Consider the following 17,582-nt stretch of genomic DNA (forward strand, 5'->3'; position numbering starts at 1 on the left):
TCGCTGGCGGGATACAATTTCCTCTTGTCGTTCGGCGGCGCAATGCTCATCTTGGCAATGATATGGCGCAACAAGAAAATCTAAAAACCTCCGCGCAGCGGAACTTGGCAATCGAACGCATGATTCGCGTCAACCAAGCGGGCGAATTTGGCGCGAAACGGATTTACGCCGGACAGCTTGCGGTCATGGGTGACCGCACGCCTGCCGCGCGCAGCATCGCGCATATGGCAGAGCAAGAGGAGCGCCACCTTAACGCCTTTGACAAGATGATGGCTGAGCGCGGTGTGCGGCCAACAGCCTTGCACCCGATTTGGAGTGCGGCTGGCTTTGCACTTGGCGCTGTGTCCGCCGCCGTCAGTCCGGAGGCGGCCATGGCCTGCACTGTGGCTGTGGAGACCGAAATTGACCGCCACTACAGCGAACAGCTTGCCGAAATCGGCGATAGCGACCCCGAATTGTCGGCGATGATTGCAGATTTCCAAGCGGATGAGCAGGCGCATAAGGCAACTGCCTTGGCCGAAGGTGCGGAACGCGCGCCTGCCTATCCCTTGATGAGCGCACTGGTCCGCATGGGGTGCCGTACCGCCATTGCCGTGTCGAAACATATTTAAGCTTCATGCCGCATTCAGCCTGCGACCTTCAGTTGCAGGGTACATATTTTTTGGAGATAATCGCGTGAGAGCAATGGCCAGAATTTCGATAGCTAGCATCGCATTGATGCTGTCGGTCCAGGCATCGGCGCAGGATGCCCCGGCAGCCAGACCCGGTGATGAGAAAATCAACCAGCTCATCATTTACGGCGCCGACAAATGCCCCGAAAGCAAAGGCGACGAGATTGTGGTTTGCGCCCGTTTGGGGGAGGCCGACCGCTTTCGCATACCTTCATCTTTGCGCGGCGATATCAACGACCCGCGTAATCAAGCGATGTCGGAGCGGATCAAATCTTATGAATATGTTGGCGCAAGCGGCACGATGAGCTGCTCGCCGTCGGGCGCTGGCGGTTTTACCGGCTGCGGCTTGGCAGAGATTAACAAGGCGTATGCCGAAAAGGCGCAAGATACAGGCATTGTCTTTGGCCGCTTAATCGCCGCCGAACGCGCCAAGCGCATGGCAGGCGTCGATGCCGAGGCCGCAGAGGTGGAAGCCCGCGTGCAGGCGTTTGAAAAAGGCCGCGCTGAACGTGAGGCAAAATTGCAGGCAGAGTTAGAAACCAAGGAAGCGGCAAGCGCCGATGCACAGCCGCTTCCTGAACCCAAATAAGCAGGCGGCTTAGCCCTTCGTTTTTTCAGCCGCGACCCAATCTTTGATTTGCTGATCAAGGACATTCAGCGGCACTGACCCTTGGCCAAGCACCGCGTCATGGAAGGCAGCCAAATCAAATTTGCTCCCAAGCTCCTTGGTCGCCATATCCCGCAATTCGCGGATTTTCAGTTCGCCTAATTTATAGGCCAAGGCTTGACCCGGCCAGCTAATATAACGATTGACCTCCGCCTCGATATTGGCGGCGGACAAGGCGCTGTTATCGGTCATAAAGGCGATGGCCTGCTGCTTGCTCCAACCCTTGGCATGAATGCCGGTATCGACCACCAAGCGGCACGCGCGCCACATTTCGTAGGACAGCCTGCCCATGTCCTTGGCAGGGGTGTCATACAGCCCCATTTCGATGCCAAGCCGTTCGGAGTATAAGCCCCAACCTTCGGTAAACGCGGTAAAGGACGCGCCATATTTGCGGAAATCGGACAAAGGCAGTTCCTGCTGCAACGCAATCTGATTGTGATGCCCCGGAACGGCTTCGTGCGCTGACAACGCCGGGATTTCCCAAAACGGTCGCTGGTTCAGCTTTGATGTGTTGACAAAATAGGTGCCTGAAATGCCGATCTCGGGTGATCCCGGATTATAATAAGCCGTGGTCGTGCCCTCGGCCGTTTCTGCGGGAATTTCTCGGATGCCATATGGCAAGCGGGGCAGGTGCCCGAACAATGTGGGCATCTTGCCGTCAATGATCTTGGTCACACGCGCGACCTTCTCCATCAGTTCCTCAGGCGTTTTGGCATAATATTGCGGGTCAGTCCGCAAATGCGCGATCAAGGCTTCGCGGCTTGGGTAGCCAGCCTTTTTGGCGACCTCTACCATTTCGGCACGGATCCGCGTCACTTCGCTGAGGCCAATTTGGTGGATTTGCTCAGCGGTCAGATCAGTCGTTGTTTCCTCACGGATACGAAAGGCATAATAGGCCGTACCATTTGGCTGCGCCGAAACACCTGGCGCCTTGGCGCAGGCTGGCTTGTAATTTGTTGTGTACCACGCCAGTTGCTTGTTCAGCGCTGGATACACGACCGTGCGGATGGTCGCTTCGGCGTTTGCGGCCAATATAGCAAAGTCGGTTTCCGAAATATTTTCAGGACGCTTGCCGGCATAAGGTCCGAAGAAACGCGACCGGCGAATGTCGGGGGCAATAAGCCCGCTGATTGTGCCTTCAAAGCCGTTTAACGTTTCGCAAGCTTGCGTAAACTTGCCCTTGATAGCAACATTGGCGACCTCGATATTTTCATCATTAGCCCGCGCATATTGTGTGAGGCGGGCATTGTAGGATTCAAAATCTCTCTTGGTTTTGAACGGCAGGTTTTGTGCCATGCCGGCCAGTTGCTGATGCCAGCTGGAATAGGTCGTGAAGTTGATGGCCCGTTGGCCAAATCTATTGCCCTCAATCGCCGAATTGAGCGACCGCCGCAATATGCCTGCTTCAACCTTTGTTGGCGCATCAAGCGATGCCGCCGGTATGGCGTCCAAACGGGCAAGAAATTGCGCGGCTTGCGCTGCTCTGCGGTCCTGCGCCGCCAGCGTATAATCGCCAAGTTCATTGGCATAATCATTCACGCCAAGGGCGCTTGCGTACACAGGCTGCTCTTTTAACGTATACGCCCAGACATCGCTGACAAGATTGTTCAGGTCAGCATTGGCATCGGCATAAGCGGGCACCGACATCGCACATAAACAGCCGGCAAGTAACACACTACGCATAACGCATCTCCATGACATATCAGTGCGATGACTTAAGCAGGAGAGCGACCAATTGGCCAGTGGCTATTGAGTCAGCGGTAATTGTCGACGACATCGAACATAGCGGTAATCTGATCGCGTTCCGTTTGCGTAAGCTCGGGCCGCCAGATGTCGAAGATTAGAACGAGCCGGTCAAACGCGCTGTTGTTCCATGCCTCATGCTCGACGCTGTCATCAAAGGCGATGACCTTGCCCTCTTCCCACTTAATCGTCGTAGTACCCACACGAAAGCCACAGTCTGGCGGGACGATTAACGGCAGGTGGCAAATAAGCCTGCTGTTGAGCATCCCCGTATGAGGGGGGATTTTCGCTCCGGGCTTGAGAAGCGACAGCATGATTGACGGCGCACGCGGTCCGATGTGGCAAAGGGGTACATGGTCAATGATGGTCTGGTAAATAATCGGGCATCGGCGAATATGTTCGTCAACGGGGCCCCCATTTTGCCAGAGATGCAATGTGCTCCAGTCTGCATTTTCGAGCAGTCCGTGATGGTCTTGCTGTGGGCGGCTTGATGCTGCTTTGATATAAGGCTGAAATCCGTCATGGCTTGCTAAAATCGCCAGAGCCTCGCGTTGCATTTCGGGAAAGCGTGCTTCCAATTGCTGCACCCAGTCAAATGACCGCGTGTCGGCAAATTCGATATGCGTCATACCCGGATAATAATGCGCCATCGGCTTTTGCGGGAATTGCCTATACTCGTCTGGCCGTTGCATATCGCCGAACATCATATCGAGCGACTCACGAAAACGGGGGTGCTGATGATCGCGGGTAAAGCCCCGATCGGTCAACGCATCAAGCAGATGGCAACGGAAATGGTCCGCCAGCCATCGGGTAGCAGCATCAGCGCGCGCGACTTGTGCAACGACATCAGGGTCGGCGGGCGGGCGCGCGGCGGCAGTTCTTATGGCTGCATTATAATAAGCGCTGGCGGCACGGTTATCACTATTTTCACGCCTGCGGTCGGCCTTGGCGATTAACGCAATGATGTCAAACCTGTCCGCTGTAAGCCGCGACTCCGCCTCCGCCTCAGACGGGAAATCGGAAGGTGTATAGGGCGCGTTAGATGCCATGCCATAGCATTAGGGCATCACAATATGTTTTGGCAATGTTGCGATCCGCAAGGCGCGCCTATCGGGTGCGTGCGCCATGCCACCGGAACACGTGTGCTCAGCCTGCATCCATGCTTATGCTATTCGGCAGCTTCCAATGCCACATGGTCGGACAGAGGCTGGCTGAGCCGCGTAAGCATTTCCTTCGGGCAAATTTGCCAGAATTCGCCGCGTCTGCGATCCCAATCCTCAATGATCGATTTCGACCATGCGCTGTCCGTTGTCCGCGCATGTTCTGTGATAAGCGCCTTGAGCTGCTCTTCCCAATAGGCACTTTCCAGACGTTGCCACACGATGCTATCTGGATTGGCCATGGCGGCAAAGTCACCACCGGCATCGAGCACAAAGGCCATTCCGCCCGTCATGCCAGCGCCGAAATTGCTGCCGACCTTGCCCAAAATGACCGCCAGGCCGCCGGTCATATATTCCAGCCCGTTTGAGCCGCAACCTTCAACCACAACATGCGCGCCAGAGTTGCGGACGGCAAAGCGCTCACCCGCTTGCCCTGCCGCGAACAGTCGGCCTGATGTCGCACCATAGAGCACGGTGTTGCCGATGATGCTATTCTGATGGCTGGTCAGCGGGCTGCTGACCGTTGGACGCACAATGATCGTGCCGCCGGACAGGCCCTTACCGACATAGTCATTGGCATCGCCAAAGACTTCCAATGTAATGCCTTGGCACAAAAATGCCCCAAGCGACTGACCAGCAGAGCCACGCAAGCGGACATGCACATGGCCTTCTGCGAGGCCCTTCATGCCATATAACCGCGTGATTTCCGAGCTGAGCCGCGTGCCCACTGCGCGATGCGTGTTGCGGACATTGTAGGTAAGCTGCATCTTTTCGCGCCGTTCGAACACTGGCCTGCCATCATGGATCATTTGCGCATCCAGGCTATCGGGTACTTCGTTGCGGAATGTCGGGATGTTGAACCGGCGCGCGCTGTCCGGCGCGTCGACTTTGGCGAGGATCGGGTTAAGGTCGAGATCGTCAAGATGCTCTGCACCGCGGCTGACCTGCCGCAACAATTCGGTGCGTCCGATAACCTCGTCAAGGCTGCGATAGCCAAGCTTAGCCAATATTTCGCGCACTTCTTCGGCGATGAAGGTCATCAGGTTGATGACCTTTTCTGGCGTGCCCGTGAATTTTTTGCGCAACGCTTCATCCTGAACACACACGCCAACAGGGCAGGTGTTCGAATGGCATTGGCGCACCATGATGCAGCCCATGGCAACGAGGCTTAGGGTCCCGATGCCAAATTCCTCAGCGCCCAATATCGCGGCAACAACAATGTCGCGTCCGGTTTTTAGGCCACCATCGGTGCGCAGCTTGACGCGGTGACGAAGCCCATTGAGCGTGAGCACCTGATTGGCTTCGGATAGCCCCATTTCCCATGGTGTGCCTGCATATTTAATGCTGGTCTGCGGACTTGCGCCCGTACCACCGACATTGCCCGAGACGAGGATGACATCCGCATGTGCCTTGGCCACACCTGCCGCAATCGTGCCAATGCCTGCCGCACTGACAAGCTTCACACAGACCCGCGCACGCGGGTTAATCTGTTTGAGATCGTAGATCAGCTGCGCCAAATCTTCGATGGAGTAAATGTCGTGATGCGGTGGCGGTGAAATCAGCGTCACGCCCGGCGTCGAGTGCCGCAGCCGTGCAATCATTTCGGTCACCTTAAAGCCGGGCAATTGCCCACCTTCACCGGGTTTTGCGCCCTGTGCGACCTTGATTTCAATTTCCTCGCACGCACCCAGATATTCGGCGGTAACACCGAAGCGGCCGCTTGCGACTTGCTTGATGACGCTGTTGGCGTTGTCACCATTGTCATATGGCTTGAAACGCTTGCTGTCTTCGCCGCCTTCTCCCGAAACGGCCTTTGCGCCGATCCGGTTCATGGCGATGGCCAATGTTTCATGTGCCTCTGGCGACAAGGCGCCAAGCGACATTCCGGGTGTTACAAAACGTTTGCGGATTTCGGTTATCGCCTCAACCTCGTCAATCGCAACCGGCTCTTTCGCGAAGTTGAACTCCAACAAATCGCGCAAGTAAATCGGCGGCAACTCTTTTACGCCTTGGGCGAATTGCGTGTAGGTCGAATAGCTGTCATTCGCCACGGAGCTTTGCAACAAATGCATCAGGCCAGCGGAATAGGCATGTTCTTCCCCGCCATCGCGTTGCTTGTAAAAGCCGCCAACGGGTAACCGCGCAACCGCGGCGTCGAACGCATCGGCGTGACGGTCACGCGCGTTCACATATAAAGAGTGATAGCCTTCGCCCGAAATCTTGTTCGGCATGCCGGGGAAGAAGTCATTGACCAAAGCACGCGACAGGCCAACTGCTTCAAAATTATAGCCGCCGCGATAGCTGGAGATAACTGCGATGCCCATTTTGGACATGATCTTCAGCAGCCCTTCGTTAATGGCCGTGCGGTAATTTTCGATGGCTTGCGATAATGTCAGGCTGCCCAGCAGGCCGCGGCCATGGCGGTCGGCAATCATAGCTTCGGCAAGATAAGCGTTCACGGTGGTTGCGCCGACACCAATGAGAACCGCAAAATAATGCGTATCCAAGCATTCGGCGGAACGGACGTTAATCGACGAATAGCTGCGCAGACCATTGCGGACCAAGTGCGTATGCACAGCAGCAGCAGCTAGGATCATCGCGATTCCCACCCGGTCCTCACTGATATTATCGTCGGTCAAAAACAGTTCGGATTTGCCCATACGCACCGCGGCGACGGCTTCTTCACGGATGCGCGTGATGGCCGCGCGCAGGCCCTCTTGCCCGGCGGATATGTCATAGGTGCAGTCGATTTCGGCGCCAAGCGGTCCGAACGCGGCCTTCAACCTGCGCCAATCATGCGCGGTCAGAACCGGGCTATCGAGAACCAGCACATCTGCATTCTGGCTCTTCTCCTCCAAGATATTGGCAAGGTTGGAAAAGCGTGTCTTCAGGCTCATCACATGCCGTTCGCGCAAGCTGTCGATCGGCGGGTTAGTGACCTGGCTGAAATTCTGGCGGAAAAACTGGCTGATAAGGCGCGGCTTGTCGCTGATCACCGCCAAAGGCGTATCATCGCCCATTGACCCAATGGCTTCTTTGCCATCTTCGATCATCGGCGCGAGGATCATTTCGACATCTTCCAACGTCATGCCAGCGGCGATTTGCCGCTTGGTCAATTCCGCGCGCGACCAAGCGGGCGCGCTGTCGTCGCCAGCTTCGGGCAAGTCGGTGATCCGGCGGAAGCCGCCGACCAAAGCGCCATAATCCTGTTCGGCCGAAATACGGTCCTTCAACTCGCCGTCGCGGTATAATTTGCCTTCATCCAAATTGACGGCAATCATTTGTCCGGGGCCAAGGCGGCCCTTTTCCAATATCGTCGTTTCGGGCAGGATGACCATCCCGGTTTCCGAACCAATGACCAGCAAATTGTCCGACGTCCGGCTGTAGCGCAGCGGACGCAAAGCGTTGCGGTCAACCCCTGCGACGGCCCAATGGCCATCGGTCATCGCCAAGGCGGCGGGGCCATCCCATGGTTCCATCACGCTTGCCATATATTCATACATCGCGCGGTGGGTGGCCGGCAGATTGGGGTTCGATTGCCATGCTTCGGGGATCAGCATCAGCTTTGCGGTCGGTGCTTCCTTGCCTGAACGCACCAAGGTTTCGAACACGGCATCCAATGCGGCGGTGTCCGATGATCCGGCTGGGATAACGGGCTTAATATCATCGGACTGCGCGCCAAAGGCGATGCTGGCCATCTTTATCTCGTGGCTCTTCATCCAATTTTGGTTGCCGCGAATGGTGTTAATTTCCCCATTATGCGCTAGCCCGCGGAACGGCTGCGCCAACCACCATTGCGGGAAAGTGTTGGTCGAATAGCGTTGATGGAAAATCGCGACGCGGCTTTCGAAACGGTCGTCCTGAAGGTCGGGATAAAATACCGACAGCGACTCCGCAAGGAATAGGCCCTTGTAGACAATGGACCGGCACGACATCGAACAGATATAGAAATCGCGAATTTGCGCAGCGATGATCTTCTTTTCGATCCGGCGGCGGATGAGGTACAGGTTCTTCTCAAATTCTGTTGCGTCGACCTCATCGGGCATTGGGCCCGCAATCATGATCTGTTCAATCTCAGGCCGCGTTGCCTGTGCCTTGTCGCCGATGACGGACACATTGACGGGCACCTGACGCCAACCATAAATTATGTAGCCTGCGTCGATGATCTCTGCCTCGACAATCGTCCGGCAATTCTCTTGTGCGCTCAGGTCAGTGCGCGGCAGGAATACCATGCCAACCGCAAGCCGGTTAGGCATCGGCCGGTGGCCGCTGTCCGAAATCGCATCGTCGAAAAAGCGGACGGGCAGGTCGATATGCAGCCCTGCGCCATCGCCGGTCTTGCCATCGGCGTCGACTGCGCCGCGGTGCCAGACCGCCTTCAACGCCTCAATACCCGCCGCAACAACGCGGCGCGACGGCTTGCCATCGGTTGCCGCGATCAAGCCAACGCCGCAGGCATCGCCTTCGGACTCCGGATGATACATGCCTTCGCGCGCAAGACGCTCATGTTCGGGGGTGGGGTAAAAAACGGTCATGCTGCTTGCCTCTCGCGGCTTGCTTTTGATTTGAGATAATTGTGCATATGCTGCGTCACATCGCGGCCATCGCGGATCGCCCAGACGACAAGGCTTGCGCCGCGCACGATGTCGCCAACGGCAAAGACACCGTCGAGGTTGGTCATCTGCGTTTTATGGTCAACACGCAACGTGCCCCAGCGGGTTACGTTTAGGTCGGGGGCGTTAAACATCACAGGCAGGTCTTCGGCTTCAAAGCCAAGGGCGGTAATCACCATATCGGCGTTGAGCGTGAAGTCGCCCTCCGGGTCATTTTCGGGCGTGCGGCGCCCAGACGCATCGGGGGCTGCAAGCCGCATTTTGGCGACATGCACGCGTTCGACTTTGCCGTCGCCGTCAAAGCCCTTGGGACCGGACAGCCAGACAAATTCGACGCCCTCTTCTTCGGCATTGGTCACTTCGCGCTGCGACCCCGGCATATTATCGCGGTCGCGGCGGTACAGGCACTTTACCGACTTTGCGCCTTGGCGGACGGCAGTGCGGACACAATCCATTGCGGTATCGCCGCCACCTATGACGACGACGTCTTTGCCATGCGCATTCATCGCGCCGCTGTCGAAAACGGGCACGGCATCGCCAAAGCCCTTGCGGTTGGAAATGGTGAGAAAATCGAGCGCAGGGACGATTCCGTCAAGCCCACTGCTTGGCGTTGCAATCGCCCGTGCCTTGTACACGCCGGTGGCAATAAGCACCGCGTCATGCTTCGCGCGCAAATCATCCAGCGAGGCATCGCGGCCCACTTCGAAATTCGCGTGGAAAATGATGCCGGCATCCTCAAGCCGTTGCACACGGCGCATGACAATGTCTTTCTCCAACTTAAAGCCCGGAATGCCATAGGTCAGCAATCCGCCCATCCGGTCGTATCGGTCGTAGACATGAACGTCATAGCCCGCGACGCGCAGATATTCCGCCGTCGTCAATCCGCCGGGGCCAGCCCCGATAATGCCAACCGATTGGCCGCGCGACAGCCCGACCTCGACGGGTTCTACCCAGCCCTGCTCCCACGCGGTATCGGTAATGTATTTTTCGACCGAGCCAATCGTGACCGCGTCATGGCCCGAAAACTCAATGACGCAATTGCCTTCGCACAAACGGTCCTGCGGGCAGATACGGCCACAAATCTCGGGCATAGTGCTGGTCAGGTTCGACAGCTCATAAGCTTCGCGCAAACGGCCTTCGGCGGTGAGGCGCAACCAATCTGGTATATGGTTGTGCAGCGGGCAGTGCACTGAACAATAAGGTACGCCGCATTGCGAACACCGCGACGCCTGATCGGCCGCTGCGTCTGGCGCATAACGGTCAGCGATTTCCGCAAAATCCTCCGCACGCAATTCGGCTTCCCGCTTGTGCGGATAAGCCTGCGGCTTTGAAATAAACTTTAGCATCGGATCATTAGCCACAGCACGCTCCTTAAGAAGCGCTGCGCGTAACGCGGCAAACACGCTCTGTCACGTGTAAATCTAATAAATAGGTCAGCTGTACTGACTAAAATAGTAGAATTTGAGACTAAAATTTAACTCTGCGCAATAATCTTTCAATTAAAAGGGTCCGATATGATGCCTATCGAAGTGTTAGCCACAGCAACGCGGCGGTTCCGATTATGATTCGGTAATATGCGAAAGGTGCAAATCCGCACTTGCCGACGATGGCAACAAAGGCCTTCACCACGACCACTCCAACCAGAAAAGCCATGGTGAAACCAATGGCTATCATCCCCAGATCATCGGCGTTCAAAAGCGCCCTGTCTTTCCATAACGCGTACACCGTTGCAGCCAGCATTGTGGGCACAGCAAGAAAGAAGGAAAACTCTGCTGCTGTCTTGCGCTCAACCCCCATCATTAGCCCGCCCATGATGGTTGCGCCGGAGCGGCTTACACCCGGCAGCATGGCGGTGCATTGGACAAGGCCAATCGACAATGCCGTGCCAAAGGGGATTTCCTCAACTGCATGAAAGCGCACCGTCTTCACCACACGCTCCAGCAATAATATGATGATGCCGCCAACGATCAGCGCGAGAGCAACAATCTCCGGCGTTTGCATGGCTGCGCGGATAGCGTCATATGCGATAACGCCAATCACAAGTGCCGGTGCAAACCCAAGAAGGATGTTTCGTGTGAAGGCCACAGGCCCCTTTTCCATCTTCAGTAGCCCAGTTCCAACGGCCCAGAAGCGCCGCCAATAAACCAACAGCACCGCCAAAATCGCCCCAAGCTGGATCGCGATTTTAAAGGCAACCGAACTGTTGTCCGTAAAGCCGATGACTTCACCCGCCAAAATCAGGTGCCCAGTGGATGATACGGGCAAAAATTCCGTCAGCCCCTCGATAAAGCCGAGGAGCAAAGCGATCATCGTATCGCTCATTGTTTGGGACTGCTGCCAAAGCGGCCATGCTTGCGGTAAATATCCAACCAATCCGCAGCGATCACATCTATCGGCGTTGGCACGATACCGTAAGCGGCTAGTCCGTCCGTTCCCGTCACCACATTGTCGCTACCCAGCATCTTATACTGGTCTTCTGTAATCGGTGCCCCCGGCATCCAGCCCGTGCCCTTGGCGAGCATCTTGGCGGCAATGCCGGGTACTTCTACAAACACAGGCGCGCGTCCGATGGCCTTGGCGATCCATCGGTTCAGCTCCATCATTGAAAATATCTCTGGCCCGCCCAGTTCGAGAACACGACCATCCTGATGCGCAAGCGCTGCGGCAACTGCCTTGGCGACATCACCTACAAACACTGGCTGGAACCGCGTAGCAGCGCCGATGACCGGAACGACCGGCAGCATGCGGATTAGTCCGGCGAAACGGTTGATAAACTGGTCTTCGCGTCCGAAGACGATGGATGGCCGCAAGATGACGGCAGAAGGAAATGCGGCATGGACAGCAGCTTCACCGCCGGCTTTGCTTTGCCCATATTCGGCGTTGCTATGTGCGTCTGCGCCAATGGCTGAGATGTGCACCAAGGCTGTGACGCCAGCATCTGCAGCCGCCTTGGCAACAACGCCCGCGCCGATATTCTGAACCGCGTTCATATCGGTAAAGCTGCCAACCAAATTGACGACGGCATCGGCATCCATGACCGCGCGAGCAACACTTGCAGGCTTGCGAACATCCGCTTCCATCAACTGCACCTGACCCAGATTGCCTAGCGGCTTTATGTGGATGGCGCTATTTGCATTACGGCATGCGACGCGAACCCTGGCGCCTTGGCCAAGTAATGTTTGGGCAACATAGCGGCCGAGGAAACCGCCGCCGCCAAAAATCGTAATCAATTTGCCTTGCATATATGCTCCGTCGTGCAACGTGATAGCCTGCTGGCGCTTTGCACCAGCACCGGTAAGCTTTCAAGGCCGACCTGCGTGAAAATGACTGGCGCGCGTATGGACAGGCGGCAATAGCTATTTAATCCTGGCACGGCACGGTCATTGACAATATAACCTGATCGCTTAAAGGAACGCCCCTACCCGACACGCAGCTATACTGCGTTTCACGTGCCCGGATGGCGGAATTGGTAGACGCACCAGCTTCAGGTGCTGGCGCTGGTAACGGCGTGGAGGTTCGAGTCCTCTTCCGGGCACCATTAGCATGATCACTGTTGATCGAAATTAGTCGACAAAACCTAGGTTTTTTGCCATATATAGGCTTAAGCTAGTCGCTAGCAGCCGCTATTGTTCGCCAGCAGCCAGCCGAAACTGGGGGCCTTTTTGGGGGCCTTTTCCGAGAGGGGCACTCCAATGGCTTTGACTGACATATCAATCAAAAACGCAAAACCGCGCGAACGTGATTACAAACTTGCTGATGGCGGCGGTCTATATTTGCTGGTGACGGTATCGGGTGGAAAACTTTGGCGGCTAAAATTCCGCATAGATGGTATTGAGCGCAAGCTTTCACTGGGTAAATATCCCGCCTTAGGGCTTGGCGATGCCCGCAAAGCGCGCGATGCTGCCAAAACAAAAATCGCCGGTGGCAGTGACCCTGCTGCCGCTAAGCGACGCGAACGGATCGTGGCTAAACTTTCCGCTGCAACCACCTTTGATGCGGTGGCTATAGAGTATATCGCCAAGGTCGAACGCGAAGGACTGGCACCAGCGACTATTTCAAAACTGAATTGGGCGCGGTTATGGCTTCGTCCGGCGATAGGCAACCGCCCAGTCGATCAAATTGAAGCGCACGAATTGCTAGCGTTACTGAAAAAGCAGGAAAACGCCGACGTTCTGGAAACTGCCAAGCGAACGCGAGCTTTTGCCAGCCGTGTGTTCCGCTACGCCGTCGCCACGGCACGCGCTAAGGCTGACCCGGCTTCTTTGCTTCGCGGCGCAATTGCGTCGCCTAAGGTGAAAAATCTGGCCGCTATCATCGATCCTAAACGGGTTGGCGAACTATTGCGAGCAATTGACTCCTATGGTGGTGCACCACTGACCCGGCTGGCATTGCAACTGTCGCCGCATCTGTTCGTCCGTCCGGGGGAGCTGCGCCAAGCCGAATGGGCCGAGTTTGATTTTGGAGCTGCCATCTGGCGTATTCCAGCCACCCGCATGAAGAAGCGGCGCGAGCATGTGGTGCCATTATCCGAACAGTCGCTTGCGTTGCTTATGGAGTTGAAGGGCTTGTCCGGTGACGGGCGGTTTGTTTTTCCGGCACTGGGCAAGCCGAATGGCACAATGTCGGAAAACACTGTCAACGTTGCACTGCGCCGCATGGGCTTTGGCGCGGATGAGATGACAGCGCATGGTTTTCGTTCTTTGGCTTCAACGCTGTTGAACGAATCTGGCAAGTGGCACCCTGACGCAATCGAACGTGCATTGGCTCACCGCGACACGGACAAAGTGCGCGGAACCTATCATCGCGGCGCACATTGGGAAGAGCGCGTGGCCATGGCCACTTGGTGGGGTCAAAAGCTAGATACTCTGCGCAGTGGCGCAGTCGTTGTTGCGATAAAATCATCCGTGCGCGATTCAAATTAGTAGCCCTCTTGCCAATTGGGCAATTTGACGTTCATTAATGGTCAATGTCGACCATCTGGATTGAAGCAGCACTAGCGCTAAAGATCGCTTCGAACGGGGCGCACCAGACCTTTGGCGCTCTCACTCTATGCGAACGCGCCTATGCTGGATTGATCCGGGCAAAAGCGAAAACATTCATTTTTGGAGAGGATACCAAATCCGACGCCGAAATCCCAAAAGGGTTTTGGCGGGCCAAAGGGCTTGAAGCACTCAAGCAAAACTGGACGGTCGGCGACTTTTCGACTTGGATAGACGAGAGGGTCGAAATGAATGCCTTTGGCGTTCGCTTTGCGCTTGATGATGTGCTGGAGACTTTGCCCGTGGAGCAGCGTGCTCTTGCTGCCAGGCAATGCTCGGTGCAGGGCAGCAATGACTGGTATTCAGCTAGGCAGGCACGCGACATGGTCGCAAACAACGAGAACCTGCAAAGCTTCACAGCCGGAAACCGCCTTATCGAATTGGCGAAATTGGGCTTTGTAACCGGCCGTGCGGTCCAAATGTTTTCTGGAAAAGAGCTGGGCAGCAATTACGGGACTTTCGAGAGGGAGTGGGATATTCCCGTTTGGTTTTGGACGGAGTATTGCGCGCCTGAACGGTCCGTGCAGTATTGGGAACTCGGCAAATTCAGCGGACGCGCTTATAGACTGGACAGCACCAATTGTATCGAATTGACAGGGGTGCATTTTCTAAGAGCGACCATTGATGCCCCTCCTGTCGAAAGTGATACGCACGTCGAAGCCGGGGTGAAAAAGCCCAACCTTTCGGACGCCGAATTGAATAAGTGGTGGGAGAGCATGGCGCCTTCACGGGAGCAATTAAGCCAAGAACAGTTAATCACGCTTGTCCGCGCAAAATACGAGGGAAAATACGTCGCACGTGATCGAATTCGCGAGCTGTCGGGAGGCAGAAAGCGTGGTCCCAAAGGATTTGGCCGCTAAATCTCCGCCAAATACTCGCCAAAATATCCGCTAATTTTAAAAACCGCGAGAGTCCGAATCTGACCGCTGGCAACCGCCGGCGCAGCACAAGGACGCCAAATGGAACAACTTACTATATCGGTGAATGAGACGATGCTTGCACTGGGCTTGGGGCGCACCACCGTTAACGCGATGATTGCCGACAAGCGGCTGGAAAGCGTAAAGCTGGGCAGGCGACGGCTGGTTAAGGTGAAATCGATCCTTCGTTTAATTGACGACAAAGCGTAATCGCCCCCGTGACTGGTAGGCGCGCTAATCCCCGCTTAATTAAAATGCACCGTAGCTATTCGGTTGAGGAAGCTGCGCTGAAGTTGGGCGTCCACAAAAATTCGATACGTGGCTGGATCAAGGCTGGGCTGCCGATACTTGATAACTCTCGCCCGACAATCATTCTCGGTAGTGAACTGAAGGCTTGGCTGGATAAAAAGCGCAAAGCCGCAAAGCGCCCATGTTTGCCCGGCACATTCTATTGTTTTAGATGCCGGACACCGAAAGCGCCCGCCCTTGGCATGGTCGAATACAAGCCCATGAACAACGCATCAGGCAACCTGAGTGCTCTTTGCACAGACTGCGGAACCATGATGCACCGTCGCGCACGAAAGCAGACCATTGAGGCCATTATGCCGAATTTGGCCATCCAAATTACGGAGGCAAAGCCAAGCATAATAGAGCGAACACATCCCTCCCTAAATTGTGACAAGATGACGGACACCTGAGACATGGCAAAACACAATTCTGCAAACGCTCGAATTAAGCGCGAATACTTTCAGTATTTGAAGGAAGCAATGCGCCGCGATGAGGCCTCGATTGATGCCGTAGCAAAGTCGCTATCGCGCTTTGAAGAATCCAATGGGCATAAGGATTTTGGACGCTTCCACCGAGAGCAGGCGGTCGCTTTTAAGCGCAGGCTGGATGAGCAAACATCGGTTCGCACTGGCAAACCATTGAGCCGCGCAACGGTTCACTCGACGCTGTCGGCGGTGAAGGCGTTTTTCTTCTGGCTTGCTGGCCAGCCCGGTTACAAATCCAAAATCGCCTATGACGACGCCAATTATTTTAACCTGAGCGACAAGGATGTCCGCATCGCAAATGCCACCCGACAGCGGCCAGTGCCTTCGCTTGACCAAATCAATCATCTGTTGGCTACGATGCCAGCTGTGAGCGACATAGAGCTGAGAAACCGTTCCCTGATAGCATTTACGATCCTGACTGGTGCACGCGATGGCGCAATAGCTTCATTGAAGATGAAGCACATCAATCTTGTCGAGCGCGTTGTGCATCAGGATGCACGCGATGTGCGCACAAAGGCGTCTAAATCGTTCCGCACATGGTTCTTTCCGGTCGGCGGCGATGCGTTGGAGATATTCACAGACTATTGCCAGCATCTGCGCGACAAGTTGCTTTGGGGTAATGATGATCCGCTGTTTCCCGCAACGCTGATCGCAATTGATGAAAGCGGCGGCTTCGCGCCATGCGGTTTGCGCCGCGAAAATTGGAAAAGCGCCGGGCCGATCCGTGAGATATTCAAGGCGGCATTCGAGGAGGCTGGGCTGCCCTATTTTAACCCGCACAGTTTCCGTAATACGTTGGTCCAACTCGGCGAAAGGACCTGCACCACGGCTGAAACTTTTAAAGCATGGTCCCAAAATCTTGGCCATGAGCAGGTGCTGACGACATTCAGTAGCTATGGTAGCGTTGCTCCGCACCGGCAGGCTGAATTGATCCGAGGATTAGGCATCAACAACGTCCAAGAACCTGCGAGCCATGAACTTAAGGAATTGATGGCCGCCGTTGCAAAACTTCACGGCATTTCAATGAACAACTTATAGCCATGTTTTCGACCGTTCGAAGATATCCATTTAACAGTCGCGTGACTGGCACACATCAGCATGTAAAGCTGACCGACAAAAGCTGCAAAAGGGGGGTTTTGATGGTTTAGTCGGTTAGGTTGCATTTCCTCAAGTGGCTGACGTCCGCAATTGGGCCGAAAGTGGACTGTCCGCTTAATGGCTCTAAACGGAACATTGCCGCCGCCCACTCGAGAAATAAAGATTACTCCCAAGAGACCATTGCGGCGGGAAAAAGCGGACATTTCCAGGCTCGAAGCAAAAACGCACACTCGTTCGACAATTTTCAACTATTCTCAGCAGCCGGTTAACATGCGACGACATTGACTGCCAACCCACCTAGGCTAGTTTCCTTATACTTGGAGGACATATCCAGGCCGGTTTGGCGCATCGTTTCGATGACTTGATCGAGCGAAACTTTTGGTGTTTCGTGACTGTGAAGTGCCAAACGAGCAGCGTTGACTGCTTTCACCGCCCCGATGGCATTACGCTCAATACACGGTATCTGCACCAACCCGCCTACTGGATCGCAAGTCAGGCCAAGGTTATGCTCCATACCGATTTCAGCTGCAGACGCCACTTGCTCGGGGGTGCCACCCCATACTGCTGCCAAACCAGCGGCAGCCATAGAGCAAGCGACGCCAACCTCACCCTGGCAACCCATTTCTGCGCCCGAGATAGACGCGCGCTGCTTGTATAGTAATCCTATGCCACCCGCCGTAAGAATGAACCGCCGTGCCATCTCCGGATCCCGCTTTTGCCCAGTACAATAGTGACGTATTAAGGCTGGGATGATCCCTGCTGCGCCGTTAGTCGGTGCTGTCACAACACGTCCGCCGGACGCATTTTCTTCGTTCACAGCCATGGCAAATACATTCAGCCAATCAAGTAACGCTTCACTTTCGTTCGGCCTTTTACTCTCCTCGAGTTTGCGCCAAAGTCC

14 protein-coding genes and 1 tRNA gene are annotated in these 17,582 nt (G+C 55.5%); 8 read left to right on the plus strand and 7 right to left on the minus strand.

Annotated features, from left to right (window positions below):
* The first annotated feature begins 62 nt into the window (after window positions 1-62).
* The gene (locus ACIQ2T_RS05725; protein WP_397589990.1) at window positions 63-611 is read left to right on the plus strand and encodes a demethoxyubiquinone hydroxylase family protein; all 549 of its coding nucleotides are present in this window, start codon (window positions 63-65) and stop codon (window positions 609-611) included.
* Window positions 612-684: 73 nt separating this feature from the next.
* Complete coding sequence (locus ACIQ2T_RS05730) at window positions 685-1,260, plus strand: hypothetical protein (protein WP_397589991.1); 576 nt, start codon at window positions 685-687, stop codon at window positions 1,258-1,260.
* Window positions 1,261-1,269: 9 nt separating this feature from the next.
* Here the strand turns inward: ACIQ2T_RS05730 and ACIQ2T_RS05735 are convergent, their stop codons facing one another.
* The 6 genes from ACIQ2T_RS05735 to ACIQ2T_RS05760 form a co-directional block, all read right to left on the minus strand.
* On the minus strand, window positions 1,270-3,021 hold the full coding sequence (locus ACIQ2T_RS05735) for a DUF885 domain-containing protein (protein ID WP_397589982.1): 1,752 nt from the start codon (window positions 3,019-3,021) through the stop codon (window positions 1,270-1,272).
* A 71-nt stretch (window positions 3,022-3,092) separates the two neighbouring features.
* A complete protein-coding gene (locus tag ACIQ2T_RS05740; protein ID WP_397589983.1) occupies window positions 3,093-4,130 on the minus strand; it encodes an aspartyl/asparaginyl beta-hydroxylase domain-containing protein in 1,038 nt (345 codons plus the stop codon).
* 119 nt (window positions 4,131-4,249) lie between these two features.
* Window positions 4,250-8,776, minus strand: coding sequence for a glutamate synthase large subunit (gene gltB / locus ACIQ2T_RS05745; protein ID WP_397589984.1), 4,527 nt, complete (start codon window positions 8,774-8,776; stop codon window positions 4,250-4,252).
* Window positions 8,773-10,215, minus strand: coding sequence for an NAD(P)-dependent oxidoreductase (locus ACIQ2T_RS05750; RefSeq protein ID WP_397589985.1), 1,443 nt, complete (start codon window positions 10,213-10,215; stop codon window positions 8,773-8,775). The genes gltB and ACIQ2T_RS05750 overlap by 4 nt, the downstream gene beginning before the upstream one ends.
* Before the next feature lie 160 nt (window positions 10,216-10,375).
* Window positions 10,376-11,176: an undecaprenyl-diphosphate phosphatase gene (locus ACIQ2T_RS05755; protein ID WP_397589986.1), complete on the minus strand. Its 801-nt coding sequence runs from the start codon at window positions 11,174-11,176 to the stop codon at window positions 10,376-10,378.
* Window positions 11,173-12,096, minus strand: a complete 924-nt coding sequence (locus tag ACIQ2T_RS05760; protein WP_397589987.1) for a complex I NDUFA9 subunit family protein — start codon at window positions 12,094-12,096, stop codon at window positions 11,173-11,175. The genes ACIQ2T_RS05755 and ACIQ2T_RS05760 overlap by 4 nt, the downstream gene beginning before the upstream one ends.
* A 209-nt stretch (window positions 12,097-12,305) precedes the next feature.
* Here ACIQ2T_RS05760 and ACIQ2T_RS05765 point away from each other — a divergent pair.
* The 6 genes from ACIQ2T_RS05765 to ACIQ2T_RS05790 all read left to right on the plus strand — a co-directional run bounded on the left by ACIQ2T_RS05765 (window position 12,306) and on the right by ACIQ2T_RS05790 (window position 16,621).
* Window positions 12,306-12,392: transfer RNA gene (locus tag ACIQ2T_RS05765), tRNA-Leu, on the plus strand.
* A 154-nt stretch (window positions 12,393-12,546) separates the two neighbouring features.
* Window positions 12,547-13,776, plus strand: coding sequence for a tyrosine-type recombinase/integrase (locus ACIQ2T_RS05770; protein WP_397583663.1), 1,230 nt, complete (start codon window positions 12,547-12,549; stop codon window positions 13,774-13,776).
* A gap of 44 nt (window positions 13,777-13,820) precedes the next feature.
* Entirely contained in the window at window positions 13,821-14,753 is a 933-nt protein-coding gene (locus ACIQ2T_RS05775; RefSeq protein WP_397589988.1) for a hypothetical protein, read from the plus strand.
* A gap of 99 nt (window positions 14,754-14,852) precedes the next feature.
* Window positions 14,853-15,020, plus strand: coding sequence for a helix-turn-helix domain-containing protein (locus ACIQ2T_RS05780; protein ID WP_397583661.1), 168 nt, complete (start codon window positions 14,853-14,855; stop codon window positions 15,018-15,020).
* A gap of 44 nt (window positions 15,021-15,064) precedes the next feature.
* The gene (locus ACIQ2T_RS05785; RefSeq protein ID WP_397583660.1) at window positions 15,065-15,508 is read left to right on the plus strand and encodes a helix-turn-helix domain-containing protein; all 444 of its coding nucleotides are present in this window, start codon (window positions 15,065-15,067) and stop codon (window positions 15,506-15,508) included.
* 69 nt (window positions 15,509-15,577) lie between these two features.
* Entirely contained in the window at window positions 15,578-16,621 is a 1,044-nt protein-coding gene (locus tag ACIQ2T_RS05790; protein WP_397583659.1) for a tyrosine-type recombinase/integrase, read from the plus strand.
* A 325-nt stretch (window positions 16,622-16,946) separates the two neighbouring features.
* Here the strand turns inward: ACIQ2T_RS05790 and ACIQ2T_RS05795 are convergent.
* On the minus strand, window positions 16,947-17,582 hold a 636-nt coding region (locus tag ACIQ2T_RS05795; protein ID WP_397589989.1), incomplete at its 5' end, for an L-serine ammonia-lyase.

Source organism: Sphingorhabdus sp., assembly GCF_044357595.1.
Lineage (GTDB): Bacteria > Pseudomonadota > Alphaproteobacteria > Sphingomonadales > Sphingomonadaceae > Sphingorhabdus_B.

What these genes read in the sequence shown, in the direction of transcription:
- ACIQ2T_RS05760 (WP_397589987.1), bottom strand. Translation starts at nt 12,096, where the DNA reads ATGCAAGGCAAATTGATTACGATTTTTGGCGGCGGCGGTTTCCTCGGC.
- gltB (WP_397589984.1), bottom strand. Translation starts at nt 8,776, where the DNA reads ATGACCGTTTTTTACCCCACCCCCGAACATGAGCGTCTTGCGCGCGAA.
- ACIQ2T_RS05730 (WP_397589991.1), top strand. Translation starts at nt 685, where the DNA reads ATGGCCAGAATTTCGATAGCTAGCATCGCATTGATGCTGTCGGTCCAG.
- ACIQ2T_RS05790 (WP_397583659.1), top strand. Translation starts at nt 15,578, where the DNA reads ATGCGCCGCGATGAGGCCTCGATTGATGCCGTAGCAAAGTCGCTATCG.
- ACIQ2T_RS05725 (WP_397589990.1), top strand. Translation starts at nt 63, where the DNA reads ATGGCGCAACAAGAAAATCTAAAAACCTCCGCGCAGCGGAACTTGGCA.
- ACIQ2T_RS05755 (WP_397589986.1), bottom strand. Translation starts at nt 11,176, where the DNA reads ATGAGCGATACGATGATCGCTTTGCTCCTCGGCTTTATCGAGGGGCTG.
- ACIQ2T_RS05735 (WP_397589982.1), bottom strand. Translation starts at nt 3,021, where the DNA reads ATGCGTAGTGTGTTACTTGCCGGCTGTTTATGTGCGATGTCGGTGCCC.
- ACIQ2T_RS05785 (WP_397583660.1), top strand. Translation starts at nt 15,065, where the DNA reads ATGCACCGTAGCTATTCGGTTGAGGAAGCTGCGCTGAAGTTGGGCGTC.
- ACIQ2T_RS05770 (WP_397583663.1), top strand. Translation starts at nt 12,547, where the DNA reads ATGGCTTTGACTGACATATCAATCAAAAACGCAAAACCGCGCGAACGT.
- ACIQ2T_RS05780 (WP_397583661.1), top strand. Translation starts at nt 14,853, where the DNA reads ATGGAACAACTTACTATATCGGTGAATGAGACGATGCTTGCACTGGGC.
- ACIQ2T_RS05740 (WP_397589983.1), bottom strand. Translation starts at nt 4,130, where the DNA reads ATGGCATCTAACGCGCCCTATACACCTTCCGATTTCCCGTCTGAGGCG.
- ACIQ2T_RS05775 (WP_397589988.1), top strand. Translation starts at nt 13,821, where the DNA reads ATGTCGACCATCTGGATTGAAGCAGCACTAGCGCTAAAGATCGCTTCG.